The organism is Nonomuraea monospora, assembly GCF_039531895.1.
Taxonomy (GTDB): Bacteria; Actinomycetota; Actinomycetes; order Streptosporangiales; family Streptosporangiaceae; genus Nonomuraea; species Nonomuraea monospora.
In genome coordinates this window covers 78304-93305 of the sequence record NZ_BAAAQX010000021.1, presented here as the reverse complement: position 1 = coordinate 93305, position 15002 = coordinate 78304, and the positions used below count along the sequence as shown (strand labels likewise).

The 15002-nt window shown below is 73.0% G+C and carries 15 protein-coding genes; 10 read left to right on the top strand and 5 right to left on the bottom strand.

Annotation, left to right across the window (positions count from 1 at the left end; genetic code table 11):
- The first annotated feature begins 126 nt into the window (after positions 1-126).
- Entirely contained in the window at positions 127-909 is a 783-nt protein-coding gene (thyX, locus tag ABD331_RS34550; protein WP_344484241.1) for an FAD-dependent thymidylate synthase, read from the top strand.
- Positions 910-1071: 162 nt separating this feature from the next.
- Here the strand turns inward: thyX and ABD331_RS34545 are convergent, their stop codons facing one another.
- Positions 1072-1383 (bottom strand): ubiquitin family protein, encoded by a 312-nt coding sequence (locus tag ABD331_RS34545; RefSeq protein WP_344484239.1) that lies wholly within the window; start codon positions 1381-1383, stop codon positions 1072-1074.
- 3 nt (positions 1384-1386) lie between these two features.
- Positions 1387-2466, bottom strand: coding sequence for a WD40/YVTN/BNR-like repeat-containing protein (locus ABD331_RS34540; RefSeq protein ID WP_344484237.1), 1080 nt, complete (start codon positions 2464-2466; stop codon positions 1387-1389).
- A 254-nt stretch (positions 2467-2720) separates the two neighbouring features.
- Between ABD331_RS34540 and ABD331_RS34535 the strand changes: the two genes are divergently transcribed.
- Positions 2721-3518, top strand: a complete 798-nt coding sequence (locus ABD331_RS34535; RefSeq protein ID WP_344484234.1) for a helix-turn-helix domain-containing protein — start codon at positions 2721-2723, stop codon at positions 3516-3518.
- A 354-nt stretch (positions 3519-3872) separates the two neighbouring features.
- Here the strand turns inward: ABD331_RS34535 and ABD331_RS34530 are convergent, their stop codons facing one another.
- Together ABD331_RS34530 and ABD331_RS34525 are read right to left on the bottom strand one after the other, a co-directional pair.
- Positions 3873-5279, bottom strand: coding sequence for a sialidase family protein (locus ABD331_RS34530; protein WP_344484231.1), 1407 nt, complete (start codon positions 5277-5279; stop codon positions 3873-3875).
- Between the two features lie 132 nt (positions 5280-5411).
- Positions 5412-6530 (bottom strand): globin domain-containing protein, encoded by a 1119-nt coding sequence (locus ABD331_RS34525; protein ID WP_344484228.1) that lies wholly within the window; start codon positions 6528-6530, stop codon positions 5412-5414.
- A 431-nt stretch (positions 6531-6961) separates the two neighbouring features.
- Here ABD331_RS34525 and ABD331_RS34520 point away from each other — a divergent pair, with 431 nt between their 5' ends.
- The 3 genes from ABD331_RS34520 to ABD331_RS34510 are packed head-to-tail and all read left to right on the top strand — an operon-like array spanning position 6962 to position 9354.
- Positions 6962-7648: a gamma-glutamyl-gamma-aminobutyrate hydrolase family protein gene (locus ABD331_RS34520; protein ID WP_344484225.1), complete on the top strand. Its 687-nt coding sequence runs from the start codon at positions 6962-6964 to the stop codon at positions 7646-7648.
- 9 nt (positions 7649-7657) lie between these two features.
- Positions 7658-8572, top strand: coding sequence for an alpha/beta hydrolase (locus tag ABD331_RS34515; protein ID WP_344484222.1), 915 nt, complete (start codon positions 7658-7660; stop codon positions 8570-8572).
- Positions 8572-9354, top strand: coding sequence for an enoyl-CoA hydratase/isomerase family protein (locus tag ABD331_RS34510; RefSeq protein WP_344484219.1), 783 nt, complete (start codon positions 8572-8574; stop codon positions 9352-9354). Before ABD331_RS34515 ends, ABD331_RS34510 begins: the two co-directional genes overlap by 1 nt.
- 268 nt (positions 9355-9622) lie before the next feature.
- Here the strand turns inward: ABD331_RS34510 and ABD331_RS34505 are convergent, their stop codons facing one another.
- Positions 9623-10210, bottom strand: coding sequence for a class I SAM-dependent methyltransferase (locus ABD331_RS34505; protein WP_344484216.1), 588 nt, complete (start codon positions 10208-10210; stop codon positions 9623-9625).
- Between the two features lie 129 nt (positions 10211-10339).
- Here ABD331_RS34505 and ABD331_RS34500 point away from each other — a divergent pair, with 129 nt between their 5' ends.
- From ABD331_RS34500 to ABD331_RS34480, 5 genes are all read left to right on the top strand, one after another.
- Complete coding sequence (locus ABD331_RS34500) at positions 10340-11950, top strand: sensor histidine kinase (protein WP_344484213.1); 1611 nt, start codon at positions 10340-10342, stop codon at positions 11948-11950.
- Positions 11947-12624 (top strand): response regulator, encoded by a 678-nt coding sequence (locus tag ABD331_RS34495; protein ID WP_148432152.1) that lies wholly within the window; start codon positions 11947-11949, stop codon positions 12622-12624. Before ABD331_RS34500 ends, ABD331_RS34495 begins: the two co-directional genes overlap by 4 nt.
- 141 nt (positions 12625-12765) lie before the next feature.
- Positions 12766-13179: a hypothetical protein gene (locus ABD331_RS34490; RefSeq protein ID WP_344484210.1), complete on the top strand. Its 414-nt coding sequence runs from the start codon at positions 12766-12768 to the stop codon at positions 13177-13179.
- A gap of 10 nt (positions 13180-13189) precedes the next feature.
- A complete protein-coding gene (locus ABD331_RS34485; RefSeq protein WP_344484207.1) occupies positions 13190-13777 on the top strand; it encodes a phosphoribosylanthranilate isomerase in 588 nt (195 codons plus the stop codon).
- Positions 13770-14891, top strand: a complete 1122-nt coding sequence (locus tag ABD331_RS34480) for a GNAT family N-acetyltransferase (RefSeq protein ID WP_344484204.1) — start codon at positions 13770-13772, stop codon at positions 14889-14891. The genes ABD331_RS34485 and ABD331_RS34480 overlap by 8 nt, the downstream gene beginning before the upstream one ends.
- Positions 14892-15002 lie beyond the last annotated feature (111 nt).

Genomic DNA, 15002 nt, shown 5'->3' with positions numbered 1-15002 from the left:
CAGGTCGCTGACCTGGTGAGGCGCCCGCCGTACCAAGGTGAGGGGGCGGCGGGCGCCGACTCGCGCGCGGAGCCGCGACCTGGTTTGCTTGGGCCGTCACACTGCCGATCCGAGCGGGGGCTCCCCATGCGCACAGTCGAACCCGAGGTCTACATCGTCGCCCGTCCGTCACTGGACTACGACGAGCTGGGCCGCTACCTGCGCGAGGTCGGCGGCGAGAGCTGGCTGGAGCGGCTCGACCGCGGCGACCTCGACGCCCAGAACCTCGCCGAGTTCGCCGGCCGGCTCTGCTACCGCTCCTTCGAGCCCGGCCTCAACCCCAACGTGGTCAAGATCAGGGACAACCAGGACGACTATCTGCGCAACATCCTGGCCAGCGCCCACGGGTCCGTCCTGGAGCACGTCAGCTTCAGCTTCGTGCTGCACAACGTCAGCCGCGTGCTCACGCACGAGCTGGTCAGGCACCGTCCCGGCGTGGCCATCTCGCAGGAGTCGCTGCGCTTCGTCCGGCTCGACGAGCTGCCGTTCTGGTTCCCCGAGTGGGCGCAGGCCGACGAGGAGCTGATGAAGCGCGCCACCGGCGTGCTGGAGCAGCTCGAGCAGTTCCAGCTCTGGATGGCCGGGCACTTCGGGCTCGACGAGGAGGGCGTGCCCTTCTCCGAGAAGAAGCACCGGACCTCGTTCATGCGCAGGTTCGCCCCCGAGGGCCTGGCGACCGGGCTGGTGTGGACGGCCAACGTGCGCACGCTGCGGCACACCATCGAGGCCCGCACCGCCGCCGGCGCGGAGGAGGAGATCCGCCTGCTGTTCCAGCGCATCGGCGAGCTGATGCGCCAGGAGGCCCCCGCCCTCTTCGGCGACTACGTCGTCGAGGACGGGGCCTGGATCCCGGGCTGGCGCAAGGTCTGAGACCCGGCGGCCACCAGCCGGGCGCGGCGGACGCCGGGCGTCCGAGTGCTCAGCCTGAGGCAGGTGCCGGGCGGCTGAGCGGTCAGCCTGAGGCGGGTGCCGGGCGGCTGAGCGAGCAGGCGAGCGCGGCGGTGCCGGGCGCCCGGGAGATCAGCTGGGCGATCAGCCGAGCGCGGGGAGCACGTAGACCTCGGCGCCCGGCGGCAGCGCGCAGTCGAGGCCGCCGAGCCCCTGGGCGTTCTCCCCGCACACGATCATGCTGATGTGCCTGCGGATGCGCCCGTACTCGTCGCGCAGCCGCTCCTCCAGCATCGGATGCGTACGCCGCAGCATGTCGAGGGCCGAGCCCAGGGTGGGCGGCGAGTCGCGATCGGCGCCGACGGCGAAGACCTTGACCTCCGTACGCCCGCTCACCCACCTCCGCAGCGAGCTGGGCAGCACGAACACCACCATCGTCACCGGTTTCGACACCATGCGTCAGAGCACCGCCGCCCGCACCGTCAGCACGTCGGGCAGATGCGTCGCGATCGGCGCCCAGGTCTCGCCGTCGTCGAGCGAGCCGTAGACCTCGCCGTCGCGCGTGCCGAAGAACACCCCCGCCTCCGACGCCGTCATCGCGTCACGCAGCACGGTCGCGTGCACCGGCCCCTCGGGCAGCCCCTTCGAGAACACCTGCCACGTCCGGCCGCCGTCGTCGCTGCGGTGCGGCTGGTAGCGGTGCTCGACCGGGGTGCGGTCGATGTCGGCGGTCAGCGGCAGCACGTAGACCGTGTCGGGCCGCGTCGGGTGCACCACGATCGGGAACCCGAAGTCGGACGGCAGCGGCGAGCCGATGTCGTGCCAGCTCCCGCCGAAGTCGTCGCTGCGGTAGACGCCGAAGTGGTGCTGCAGGTAGAGCCGCTCGGGCCGGGACGGGTGCATGGACACCTTGTGCACGCACTGCCCGTACTCCGGGTACTGCTGCCCCTCCGGCATGAACGGGGCGCGGATGTTCTTGTTGGAGGCCTCCCACGACTGCCCGCCGTCGGTGGAGCGGTAGAAGCCCGCGGCCGACACCGCGACCGCCATGACCTCGGGGTCGGTGGGGTGGTTGACGATCGTGTGCAGGCACAGGCCGCCGCCGCCCGGCTGCCAGTGCTCGCGGTGCGGGTGCTCCCAGAGCCCCTCGACCAGCCGGTAGGTGACCCCGCGGTCCTCCGAGCGGAACAGCGCGGCGGGCTCGACGCCCGCCCACACCACGTCGGGCTCCGACGGCGAGGGCGCGAGCTGCCAGACCCTGGTCAGTGTCGCCCCGGTCTGCTCGGGGAAGGCGATCGGCGGCTGCTCGGCCTCCTGCCAGCTCGCGCCGAGGTCGTCGGAGTACATGACGGACGGGCCGAAGTGGCCGTACTCGATGCCGGCGAGCAGCCGGGGAGTGGTGCCGCGGGTGTCGATCGCGACCGAGGGGATCGCGACCGTGGAGAACTGGATCGGCTCGACCCTGAAGGGGCCGCCGCCGATCGAACGGGCGAGGAACAGGCCCTTGCGGGTGCCGATCGCGACCACTGCGTCACTCATCGAATCTCCTCAAGCGTGGAAACCTTGTCCTGCTGGGCGTGGGGAAGCGTGGGGACGGTGCGGGGGAGATCCCCTTCCTCTCTGGCGCGGGAGCCGCCGTGGCGGCGCTCCCGTGCGGGCTTGCGGCCATCGTGCCACGCGCGACCGACAGTTACCGAGCACTGGGAGATTCCCCGCGCAAGCCGGGCGCTGACGGCCGGGCATTACCTGAGGGGTAATCGAGGGCCTTCCCTGCGGCGGCTACGGTGTCCGGCATGGGAGCTGTGGCCGTACATGAGGATTCTTTCGGGGCGTTGCTGCGGTCGTGGCGGCAGCGGAGGCGCACGAGCCAGCTCGACCTGGCCATCGAGGCCGACGTGTCGGCCCGGCACATCAGTTTTCTGGAGACGGGCCGCGCCCGCCCGAGCCGCGAGATGGTGATGAGACTGGCCGAGGAGCTGGAGGTGCCGCTGCGGCACCGCAACAGGTTGCTGGTGGCGGCCGGGTTCGCGCCCGTCTACCCCGAGCGGGAGGTGCGCGCGCCCGAGATGGAGGTGGTCCGGCAGGCGCTGGACAAGATCCTGGCCGGGCACGAGCCGTACCCGGCGGTGGTGGTGGACGCGACGTGGAACCTGGTGGCGGCGAACGCGGCGGCCGGGATGTTCATGGAGGGGGTGCCCGACGAGCTGCTGCGCGAGCCGATCAACGTGATGCGCCTGTCGCTCCACCCGCAGGCGATGGGCGGGCGGCTGCTCAACCTGGCCGAGGTGCGCGCCCACCTGCTGCACCAGCTCCGGCGGCAGGCCGAGATGTCCGGGAACGGGCAGCTCGCCGAACTGCACGACGAGCTGGCGGCCTACACCTACCCCGGGGTGGACCTCAACGTGGCGCACGTGCCGGGGCCCGCCGACATCCTGGTGCCGCTGCGGATCGCGGCGGGGGATCGGGTTCTGTCCATGTTCACCACGATCGCCACGTTCGGGACGCCTTTGGATGTGACGGTGTCGGAGCTGGCCATCGAGACGTTCTGGCCGACCGACGAGGAGACCGCCGCTGCCTTCCGCAACCCCTGACCCGCCCGGCCCGTCCCTCCAGCAGGCCACCTCTTGAAGGCCGCGCCCGAGCAGCCGGGCCCCTGACGGGCGCCCGCTGTCCGGCGGGACGCTGACGGGCGCTCTGCAAGGGACGCGCCCTGCAAGGGACGGGACGTCGGCGGGCCCCGCTGAGGGACGCGGGACCCTGACGGGCGTCCGCCGAGGGATACTGGCGGGCGCTCTGCGAGGGGACGGACGCCTCGGGCGCCCTACGGAAGGGACGGGACGCTGGCGGGCGGGGACGACGGCGGGCGTCCACTGAGGGGTGGGACGCTGGCGGGCGTCCGCTGAGGGACGCGGGACACGGCGGGTGTCCGGTGGGGGACGGGGGCGTCAGCGGGCGGTCGGGGAGGTGACGGCGGGGGGTTCGCCGCTGGCGACGGCCGCCTCGATCGCGATCGTGGGCGGCTCCCCGCCCGTGATCGGTAACCCTCCGGCGACGGTGTGGGTCCGTACGTCGAACGCCCCGCCGACCGGCGTCCCCGCCACCGCGAACGCCGGGAAGGCCGCGCCCCCCGGCACCACGGAGGTGGAGATGTAGTCGCCCACCGTCCGCCCCTGCGTGCTGTTGGCCAGCCAGTCCAGCGCCATGCCGGCGTGCAGCTCGACCGGCGCCGACCAGCTCGCCCCGCCGTTGGTGGAGGAGGTGTAGGCGACCGTCAGCCGGCAGGCGGCGGGCGCGCAGGCGGCGTCGGGGTAGCGGTAGTAGGCCAGCGCGAGCCGGGCGCCCTTGCCGGAGCTGCCGCGGTCCACGCCGAGCCCGGGGATGAAGTGGTCGCCGCCGTCCTCGGTGACGCGCAGCACCTCGCCCCACGTGGCGCCGGAGGCCGAGCTGCTCAGCACGATGTCGTTGCCCGCGCACTCCACCTGGAAGCGGCAGTCCTGCCAGACGACGTACACGGTGCCGGCGGCGTCCACCTCCGCCGACGGGAGCGGCGCGGCCCGCAGCCCGCCCGCCACCGTGTGCCGCTGCACCTGCGAGACGAGCACGCTCTGACTCCAGGTGGCGCCGCCGTCGCGGGAGCGGAAGGAGCGGATCTGGCCGTCGTCGCTCAGGTACGGCACCACCACGGCGCCGTTCGGCCGCACCACCGGCTGCCCGCCCAGGCCGGCGGCGGCGGTGGCGGTCACGGCCCAGGTCTGGCCGCCGTCCGCCGAGCGGGCCACCTTGATCGCGTTGCCGGCGGCGTGGTCGTCGAACACTGCGTAACAGGTGCCGCGGAACGCGCTGTCGGCGGCGTTGTCGCACACGGCCCAGCTCTTGTCCAGGTCGCCGCCGGTGGCGGTGGTGGCGGGCGCGCTCCAGGTCAGGCCGCCGTCGGTGGAGCGGCTGGTCAGCACCGCCGCGCCGGTCACACCGCCGGCGTCGGCGAGCGCGAGTGAGGTGATGAGCCAGGTGCCGTGCTCGGCGTCGTAGGTCACCGACGGGTCGCTGACCCGCGCGTACGGGCCGCCGCCCGCCGTGGTGATCCCGGGCAGCGTGCCCTTCGCCCAGGTGGCGCCGTTGTCGGCGGACGTGGCGAACGTGATGCCGGCGGCCCCGCCGTCGTGGAAGCGGCCCGCCTGCTGCGCCGCCACGATCGTCGAACCCCAGTGGTAGGTGTCGGGCCCGGCCGAGGTGCCGTGCTGGCCGGGGGCGCCGGCGTAGGCGTCGGACGCGAGCTCCGTCAGCGGCACGGCCTGCCCGTCGATGTGGTCGGCGAGTGCGGGGGAGGGGGATAACAGCAGGATCGCGGTCATGACGGTGACGAGTCCGCCGATTGCTCGGCGCCGGGTGGGCGATGGCACGGTTCACCTCACAGGGCGTGTCAACATCCACTTGGCACCGTCCCGCGCCCGCTGTCAACCTCCCGTCCAGATCTTCCCGCCGGGTCAGCGTTCGCCCTGGGCGATGTCCCGGTGGATCCGCGCCAGCGGCACGCCGTCGATCTGCAGGCAGCGCACCGTCTCGTTGACCATGGAGACCGGGCCGCACACGTACACGTCGTGCTCGGCCCAGGAGTGGAAGCGTCGCGTCACCTGGGGCAGGCTGCCGCGCATGCCGTCGTAGGAGGGCTGGCCGGAGACCACCGGCAGCACCCGCAGCCAGGGGTAGGCGGACTCCATCCTGATCAGGTCGGGCAGGTCGTACAGCTCCTCGGCGGTGCGGGCGCCGTACAGGAGGTGGATGTTGGGGCGGCGGCCTGAGGCGATGACCGACTCGATGATCGCCTTCAGCGGCGCCAGGCCGGTGCCGCCCGCCACGCACAGCATGTCGCGCACGCTGCGCTCGCGCGGCGCCATCGTCCCCATGGGCGGGCCCAGCATGAGCGTGTCGCCGACGCGGGTGTGCCTGATCAGCGTGGTCGAGACCCAGCCGCCGGGCACCGAGCGCACGTGCAGCCTGAGCGTGTTGTCGGGGCGCGGCGCGTTCGCGATGGAGAACGTCCGCCACACGCGCGGCCAGCGCGGCGTCTGCACGTTGACGTACTGGCCGGGGGTGAACGGCAGGCGCTGCGTGGGCCGCAGCGTGAGGACCGCGATGTCCTGGTGGCGCCGCTCGTGGTCGATGACCTCGGCCAGCCACCAGGCGGGGGAGACCCCGGCGTCGGACTCGGCCGACTCGATCATGAGGTTGGCCGCCGCCGTGTACGCCGACACCCACGCCGCCTCGATCTCGTGGTTCCAGACGTCGGCCGCGAACCGGCGGATCGTGGCCAGCAGGGCGTTGCCCACGGCCGTGTAGTGCTCCGCGACCACGCCGTACTTGCGGTGGTCCCGGCCGAGCTGCCCGAGGAAGGCGGCCAGGCTGTCGGGGCTGTCCAGGCTCCACACGATCCGGGTGAGCGCCCCGAACAGCCGGTCCCGCTGGACGTCCATGGCGGGCGGGAACATGCCCCTTAAGTGTGGACTCTCGGCGAACAAGCGACCGTAGAAGTAGGCCGTGGCCTTGTCCGCCACGGGTTCGACGACGGAGAAACTCTCTTTGACCAGTCGTGGATTCAACGACATATGTTCCAGCCCCACCTTTTGACCGGAATCACACTCCGGTCTCGACCTGCACCTCCCTGACAGTCCGGGTCGTGAGCGCGGGGCCCTCCCCGGCCATTCCCATGCGCTCGAAATTGAGTCTTACACCACTGATGACGCGTCACAACCGATTCCCACCAATTTCGCGCGGTTTCGCGTCGGAAATACGAAGATAAATGTTTCTCGCATTTATTGGGGAGCGTCGGGTGGGCCTACGAGGGCGTGACCTGGTGGGAACTTCGCCTTCCTGGACGGAACGGGCGAATCACGGAAAGCCCGTGCCCAGGGAGGCAAGGGATCTTTGGGAGAGGTGACATATCGGAAAGGGAGTACGCCATGATGGGGCATGGGGCCGTCCCCGTGAGGCCGAAGCCGACGGCCGCCCGACTCCACCATGCCCCCATGGAGATCGCATGTCCCGACCGCTGATCGGTATCACCGCCTACTTCGAAGCAGCCCGCTGGGGCGACTGGGTGCGGGAGGCCGTGCTCTCGCCGCCCTCCTACGCCAAGGCGGTCGGGCGGGCAGGGGGCGCGCCCGTGGTGCTGCCGCCCCTGGCTCCCAGCGCCGTGGACGACTACGTGAGCGGGCTGAAGGGCGTCGTCCTGGCCGGTGGCGTCGAGATGGCGGCCGACACCTACAACGGCGAGCAGGACGAGCGCGTCCACGAGCCGCAGGCGCAGCGCGACCGGTTCGAGCTGGCCCTGGCCAGGGCCGCCGTGCGCGCCGACATCCCGATCCTGGCCGTCGCCAGGGGCATGCACGTGCTGAACGTCGCCCAGGGCGGCACGCTCATCCCGTGGCTGCCCGACGTGCTCGACAGCGACCGGCACGCCGAGCCGGACGGCGGCCACACGATCCAGGTCAGCGTCTCCAGCAAGCTCGGCAAGGCCGTCGGCGACCGGGTCGAGACCAGCGCGCCGCACCACCAGTCCGTACGCCGCCTCGGCTCGGGCCTGCTGGCCGTGGCCTGGGCCGAAGACCAGATCGTGGAGGGCATCGAGCTGCAGGGACACCGGTTCGGCGTCGGCGTCCAGTGGCACCCGGAAAGAGGCGGCGACAACCGCCTCTTCGATGCGTTCATCGAGGCGGCCCGCTAGGCTGCGATCATGCCGCTGCACCCCCAGGCGCGGGAGTACCTCGCCCGGTACCCATCGGATCTCGACGCCGACCCGGCCGCGCTCGACCTGGCCGCGATCCAGGAAATGCGCGCGCAGGACACGTTCGCGGCCCATCGAGGGCCGCTGACGAAGCTGCCGTTCGTGCGCGACGAGGAGGCGGAGGGCGTCCCCATCCGCATCTACCGCGCCGACCCGGGAGACGGCCCGCTGCCGGTCGTGGTCTACTTCCACGGCGGCGGCTGGGTGTTCGGCAGCGTCAGACGCAACGACCCGACCGCCCGCGACCTGGCCATCCGCACGGGCGCCGTGGTCGTCTCCGTCGACTACCGGCTGGCGCCGGAAAGCCCCTTCCCCGCCGCCGCCGACGACGCCTGGACGGTCGTCCGCGACATCTTCGCCAGGCCCGCCTTCTACCAGAGCAACGGCAGCGTCGCCGTGAGCGGCGACAGCGCGGGCGGCAACCTGGCCGCCGTCGCCGCCTGGCAGGCCCGCGACGCCGGCCTGCGGCTGGCGCACCAGGTGCTCGTCTACCCGGTGCTCGACGTGGCGATGGACACCCCCAGCTACGCCGAGTTCGCCAAGGGCTTCGGTCTGGACGCCGAGGAAATGGCCTGGTTCGCCCGCCAGTACGCGCCGGAGGCCGATCCGGCCGACCCGCGGCTGTCGCCGCTGCGCCTGCCCGACCTGTCCGGCCTGGCCTCCGCCACGATCGTGACCGCCGGCTGCGACGTCCTCAGGGACGAGGGCGAACGCTACGCCGCCCTGCTGGCCGAGGCGGGCGTGCCGGTCGACCTGCGCAGGTTCGAGGGCGCGGTGCACTCGTTCTACGTCCTGCCCGGCCTGTTCGACCAGGCGATCGAGGCCAGAGAGTACGTCGCGGACCGGCTGCGGGAGCACCTGTGATGGACGCCTACACCAAGCTCAAGCTCGACACCCCGGCCGAGGGCGTGCTGCGGATCACGATCAGCGAGCCGTCCCGCCTAAACGCGGTGGACGCCACCGCCCACCGCGAGCTGGGCGAGATCTGGCGCGACGCCGACCGCGACGACAGCGTGCGCGCCATCGTGGTCAGGGGCGAGGGCCGGGCCTTCTCCGCGGGCGGCGACCTGTCCATGATCGAGGAGATGATGCGCGACCACGCCACCCGGCTGCGCGTCTTCGCCGAGGCCCGCGACATCGTCTACAACGTGCTCAACTGCTCCAAGCCGGTCGTCTCCGCCATCCAGGGGCCGGCCGTCGGCGCGGGGCTGGCCGTCGCGCTGCTGGCCGACATCTCCGTGGCGGGCCGCACCGCGCGCATCATCGACGGCCACACCAGGCTCGGCGTCGCCGCAGGCGACCACGCCGCGATCATCTGGCCGCTGCTGTGCGGCATGGCCAAGGCCAAGTACCACCTGCTGCTCTGCGAGCCCGTCACCGGCGAGGACGCCGAGCGCATGGGCCTCGTCAGCCACTGCGTGGACGACGACCAGGTGCACGACAAGGCCATGGAGATCGCCGTCAGGCTCGCGGCCGGCGCGCAGGAGGCGATCAGGCTCACCAAGTACTCGCTCAACAACTGGCTGCGCCTGGCAGGCCCGTCCTTCGACGCCTCGCTCGCCATGGAGTTCCTCGGATTCACCGGCCCCGACGCAGGTGAGGGCGTGCGCGCGCTGCGCGAGAAGCGGCCGCCCGCCTTCGGCTGACCCCCGATCCGCGCAGGAGACGAATGCTTCCCCAGGCCTCGGGTAGGCGGCTTGCACGGAGGACGACGACGGGGGGAGGAGGTCAACCGACGCGGCTGCCGGTCGCGGAAAGCCGCGGGGCGGTCCGAGTGCCCGCGCCGCGAGGGGGTTGAGCAACCAGCTCCCCGCTTACAGGCGTGGCCCGCCCGATTACGGCGCCAATCGGGCGGCCGGGCTCCCCGCCAGGGCCCCTGAACAGGGTCCTTCCCGGGGCCGGCGAGAAAGGTCCCTATCGGGGCCGGCGAGCGTGGAAGACGAAGGCGGGCGGAGTGTTCCGCCACACCGTACGCCCCGGCACCACTTCCTCGAACCGCTCCGCCAGCAGCGCGCGGAACCGCCGCGCGGAGCTGAGCGGAATGGCGTGGATGTAGGAGAACGTGGTGAACGCCGCCCCAGGGCTCATCGCCCCCGTAACGGCACCCAGCAGATCACGCTGCAACTGGCCGGGGAACGCCGCCCAGGGCAGCCCGCTCACCACCACGTCCGCCATCCGCAGCCCGCGATCGGCCAGCAGGTCACTCAGGCGCGTGGCGTCCTCATTGGCTACGTCCACCTTCGGGAACCGCTCGGCCAGCAGCCGGGCCATCGGCTCGTTCAGCTCCACCGCCAGATGGTGGCCCCGCCCGCTCAGCCGCTGCTGGATCTCCGCGGTGAACGGGCCCGTACCAGGCCCGAGCTCGACCACGATCGGCTCGCCCTTCTCCGGGACCGGCGCGCAGACGGCCGCGGCCAGATGCCGCGAGCTCGGCGCCAGCGCGCCGATGGCGGCCGGGTTGCGCAGGAACTGGCCGAGGAACAGTGCGGTGTCGTTGGGCATGACCTGAACCTAGGCCCGCGACCGCCCTTGATCGCTCCACCGTCCGGGCGGACCTCCGGCCACTTGGAGGAGGCGCGCTCCTCCGCCCGGAGGAACAACCGCACGCGGCGAGGCGGATACGGTGTGTCCATGCGTTGGCGTGGTGTGCCGCTCGATATCCTGGTCGCGGCCTCAGCAGTGGGCCTCGACCTGCTGACCACCGCCAAGGCGGGCGACACCGAGTTCATCCCCGCCGAGATGAACCTCCCGATGGCACTGCTGGTCGGCCTGCCCATGGGGCTGGTACGCCGCTGGCCCGTGATCGTCAGCCTCTACCTCGCGGTGGCCCTGTTCGTCACCGACCAGCTCGGCTCGTTCACCTCCAACACCGCCCAGATCCTCCTGTGCGTGGCGCTCGGCGTGGCCGGCTACACCTCCAGGGTGCGCGCCACCGCCGTGGCCGTGGCCGCGTCGATCTTCGCGACCGCGTTCAACATCGCCGACCCCGGCGCCGCGCTCACCGGCAACATGTGGATGTACTCCATCCTGCTGCCCGTCTTCCCCGCCGTGCTCGGCGCGTACCTGCGCAGCTCCGCCGAACGCCTGGAGGAGCGCGAGGTCACCCCCGACGCGCTGCTCGCCGCCGGCGGCGTGGCCATCACCGTGCTCAGCACCTGGACCACCTGGCACTCCGGCACCCAGCCCGTCTGGGTGGTCGGCCTGCTCGCCGTCGTGGGCGGCCTGTCGCTGGGCATCGCCAGGCGGCTGCCCGGCCTGGTCTTCCTGCTGCAGGGCGTGCTGCTCGTCTCCGCCGACACCTACCTGAACGCCGCCGTCAACACGTGCGTGATTCTCACCCTCATCGCCATTGGCGTGTTCTCCATGCGAGTGGTGTCCTGGGCGTGGACGGTGGCCGCGTACGTCACCGGCTGCCTGCTCACCGCCATCGCCGTCGTCGGCGACAACACCGAGATCACCGGGTTCCGGGTGGGGGTCCTCATGACGCTGGTCGCCACGCCCATCGCCATCGGCCGCTACCTGGGCGTGCGCAGGGCCGCCGCGGCCACCGAGAAGCTCGTCGCCGAGGAGGCCGCCCGCGCCGCCGTCGCCCAGGTGCGCGCCGACCAGCTCGCCGAACGCGAGCGCATCGCCCGCGACGTGCACGACATCGTCGCCCACCACGTCGGCGCCATGGTGCTGCGGGCCAGCGCCGCCCGCTACGCCGCCCCCGACGGGCCCGTCGCCGACGCGCTCAACGACATCAGGGAGACCGGCCACCAGGTGCTGCAGGACCTGCGCGACCTGCTCGACCTGCTGCGCGACCCCGACCGCCAGCCCGACCTGCTGGCCAACCCCGCCGACGTCGTCCGCGAGTCCGCCGAGCGGATGGCCGCCGCGGGCCTCGTCGTCGACCTCGACCTCGACCCGGCCACCGACCAGACGCCGCTGATCGCCCGCACCTCAGCGGCCCGCATCGTCCAGGAAGGACTCACCAACGTGCTCAAGCACGCAGGCCCCGGCACCCGGGTCCGCGTCTCCGTCACCCCGTCGGAGGAAGGGCTGGACGTCGAGATCCGCAACGGCCGCCCGCCCACCGCCATCGAGCGCCTGCCGTCCTCAGGGCGCGGCCTGGCGGGCATGCGCGAGCGGGTGCGCACCCTCGGCGGCACCCTCAGCGCCGGGCCCGACGGCGAGGGCGGCTGGCTGCTGGCCGCCCACCTGCCCGCCCACAGCCGCGTGTCCCCGGGGAGCGCGGCGTGATCCGCGTGCTGGTCGCCGACGACCAGGCGCTCGTCCGCGCGGGCGTGCGCATGCTGCTGCAGGCCACCGGCGACATGGAGGTCGTCGGCGAGGCCGAGGACGGCGCCGAGGCCGTCCGCCTGGCCGAACGCCACCTGCCCGACGTGATCCTGATGGACCTGCGCATGCCCAGGGTCGACGGCCTGGAAGCCATCAAACGCGTCCTCGCCGCCCGCCCCGGCACCCGCATCGTCGTGCTGACCACCTTCGCCGAGGACGGCAACGTCTACGCCGCCCTGCGCGCCGGCGCGGTCGGCTTCCTGGTCAAGGACGATGAGCCCGAGCGCATGGTGGACGCCGTCCGCAGGGCCGCCGCCGGCGAGCAGCTCCTCGCCCCCTCCGTGCTGCGCCGCGTCGTCGAACGCTTCCTGGCCGCCGAGGAGCAGGCCGCGCCCGCCGCCCCGCCCGGGCTGACCGAGCGGGAGTTGGAGGTGCTGGCGCTGGTCGGCACCGGCCTGTCCAACGCGGAGATCGCCGAGGAGCTGCACGTCGGCGTGACGACCGTCAAGACGCACATCGCCGCCGCGATGGACAAGCTGGGCCTGCGCAACCGCATCCAGGCCGCCGTCGTCGCCCACCGCACCGGCCTCGTCGACGCCTCCTTCCGCCCCGTACGGCAACCGCGCGGCGGCTGACCGTCCCGTACGCCAGCCACGTGGCGGCTGAGATCCGCTGCCTCCACCCCCGGACGTACCGGTGAGTCATCCGGCAGGGTGACGACCTCCGGCGCCGCCCCCCGACACCATGTGATCCTTCACCCAGCGAAAGGATCCTCCATGGCCATGCCGGAAACCGTCACCATGCCCCGGCCCGCGGGCCGGGTCTCCTCCGGCCTCCTCTACAGCCTGCGCGTCGCCGTCACCGCCCAGGCGGCGGCGCTGCTCGTCGCCGCCTCCTTCGCCGGCCAGGCGGTCGAGTCCGAGCCGATGATCGAGGCCCACGTTCTGGCCGGCATGGCCGTGCACCTCGTCGCCCTCGTCCAGATCGTGCTGGCCGTCCTGGTGTGGCGTCCTGGACGCGGCGCCGGCTGGCCCGCCCTGGCCAGCGTCGCGCTGTTCGTGGTCGGCGGGCTCCAGCACGTCACCTGGCTGTGGCTCGGCGCCCACCTGCCCGCCGGGGTGACCCTGTTCGGGCTGATCACCGCCGTACTGGTCTGGGCGTGGTCCCCGGCAGCGGCCCGCCGCCGCTAAGGTCGGAGATGTGTATGTGAAGATCTGCGGGCTGCGCGAGCCCGGGCACGTGGCCACCGCCGTCGAGGCGGGCGCCGACGCGATCGGGTTCGTCATGACCAGGAGCCCGCGCCGCGTCACGCCCGAGCGCGCCGCCGAGCTGGCCGCGCTCGTCCCGGAGCACGTCCTCACCGTCGGCGTCTTCCGCGGCGAGGACCCGGAGACGGTCCGCGCGGCGGCGCTCGCCTCCGGGGTGCGAGCCGTCCAGCTCCACGGCACCCACCCGCACGGCGACTTCACCGCGCTCAAGGACCTCGGCGTCACCCTCATCCGGGCCGTCGCCGCCCAGGCCGACCTGCGCTGCGGCGCATTCGACGAGGACCTGCTCCTGGTCGACGCCCCCCACGCCGGCTCCGGCCAGCCGTGGGACTGGGCTGCCGTGCGCGGCCGGGCCACCGGCCGGTGGCTGCTCGCCGGCGGCCTCGCCCCCGGCAACGTCCGCGAGGCCATCGAGGCCGCCGACCCGTGGGGGGTCGACGTGTCCAGCGGCCTGGAGAGCGCGCCGGGCGTCAAGGACCCGCGGCTGATCGAGGAGTTCCTCCGGAGCGTCCGTGGATGAGCTGGCCAGGTGGCCGGCGCTCGACCGCGGTGGCGCGGCGGCCGACCTGGCGCGCGCCCTCGCCTTCCTGCACGACTTCGCCCGCCGGCGGGCGCCGGTGGTGGTGCCGGTGCCGGGCGGGTTCGGGGTGCTGGACGATCGGTTTCCCGGCTCGTACGACGACAACAAGCTGATCGTCACAACGGACGGGAACGCCCTTGATGAGGGCACGGCCCTCGCTGAGGCGGCGGCCGGTGAGAGCCCAGGCAGGGCGGCAACCGGTGCAGGCCCGGCCGATGCAGGCCCAAACGGGGCGGCGGCCGGCGAGGGCTTGGACGAGGCGGCGGCCGGTGCAGGCCCAGGCCGGGCGACCCCAGGCGAAGGCTTGGGCGGGGCATTCAATGCAGGCCAGGGCGAGGCGGCCGTCGGCGAGAGCGTGGGCCGGGCGGCCGGTGCAGGTTCAGGCGGGGCGGTCGTAGGCGAGGGCTTGGGCGGGGTGGCCGGTGAGGGGCTGGCCGGGGCGATGACGGCGGGCGAGGAGTCGGCCTGGCGGCTGATGGCGGCTGCTGACGAGGTGCTGGCCGAGCGGCGGCACCGCCTCGTGTGCGTGGACGACGACCGGCTCGGCACGGCCTGCGCGCCCGCGTTCGCCGCCGCCGGTTACGAGCACGAGACGAACCTCGTGATGGTCTTCCGCGGCCAGATCCCGCACGACCCGCCACAGGCGGAGCGGCTCGATGCGGCGGAGCTGGAGCCGGTGCTGCGACGCGACTGGCGCCGCACGCTGCCGCAGGCCCCCGAAGAGGTCATCGACGGGCTCGCCCGGCGGGTGGAGGCCCGGCTGCGGGGCGCCGACACGGTGGGGTTCCGCGGCGTGCGCACCCCGTCCGGCGAGATCGCCGCCCGCGCCGACCTGTACGTGCACGGCGGGGTCGCCCAGATCGAGAGCGTCTTCACGGGCGAGGAGCACCGGGGCCAGGGGTACGCGCGTTCCCTGATGCGGTCGCTGCTGGCCGAGGCGCGGGACGCCGAGCTGATCTTCCTGCTGGCGGACGCCGACGACTGGCCGCGCCACTTCTACGAACGGCTGGGCTTCACCGAGGTGGGCCGCACCCACGCCTTCCTCCGCACCTGACCCCACCCGGCCGCGCCTGACTGCGGAGGCCCCGGAGGCAGGCGGCCCGGAGCCCCGCAGCCCGTGCTCCGCGACCCGTGCGCTGCCGCAGTCCGTCTGCGGGGGCAGGAG

What these genes read in the sequence shown, in the direction of transcription:
- thyX (WP_344484241.1), top strand. Translation starts at nt 127, where the DNA reads ATGCGCACAGTCGAACCCGAGGTCTACATCGTCGCCCGTCCGTCACTG.
- ABD331_RS34545 (WP_344484239.1), bottom strand. Translation starts at nt 1,383, where the DNA reads ATGGTGTCGAAACCGGTGACGATGGTGGTGTTCGTGCTGCCCAGCTCG.
- ABD331_RS34540 (WP_344484237.1), bottom strand. Translation starts at nt 2,466, where the DNA reads ATGAGTGACGCAGTGGTCGCGATCGGCACCCGCAAGGGCCTGTTCCTC.
- ABD331_RS34535 (WP_344484234.1), top strand. Translation starts at nt 2,721, where the DNA reads ATGGGAGCTGTGGCCGTACATGAGGATTCTTTCGGGGCGTTGCTGCGG.
- ABD331_RS34530 (WP_344484231.1), bottom strand. Translation starts at nt 5,279, where the DNA reads ATGACCGCGATCCTGCTGTTATCCCCCTCCCCCGCACTCGCCGACCAC.
- ABD331_RS34525 (WP_344484228.1), bottom strand. Translation starts at nt 6,530, where the DNA reads ATGTCGTTGAATCCACGACTGGTCAAAGAGAGTTTCTCCGTCGTCGAA.
- ABD331_RS34520 (WP_344484225.1), top strand. Translation starts at nt 6,962, where the DNA reads ATGTCCCGACCGCTGATCGGTATCACCGCCTACTTCGAAGCAGCCCGC.
- ABD331_RS34515 (WP_344484222.1), top strand. Translation starts at nt 7,658, where the DNA reads ATGCCGCTGCACCCCCAGGCGCGGGAGTACCTCGCCCGGTACCCATCG.
- ABD331_RS34510 (WP_344484219.1), top strand. Translation starts at nt 8,572, where the DNA reads ATGGACGCCTACACCAAGCTCAAGCTCGACACCCCGGCCGAGGGCGTG.
- ABD331_RS34505 (WP_344484216.1), bottom strand. Translation starts at nt 10,210, where the DNA reads ATGCCCAACGACACCGCACTGTTCCTCGGCCAGTTCCTGCGCAACCCG.
- ABD331_RS34500 (WP_344484213.1), top strand. Translation starts at nt 10,340, where the DNA reads ATGCGTTGGCGTGGTGTGCCGCTCGATATCCTGGTCGCGGCCTCAGCA.
- ABD331_RS34490 (WP_344484210.1), top strand. Translation starts at nt 12,766, where the DNA reads ATGGCCATGCCGGAAACCGTCACCATGCCCCGGCCCGCGGGCCGGGTC.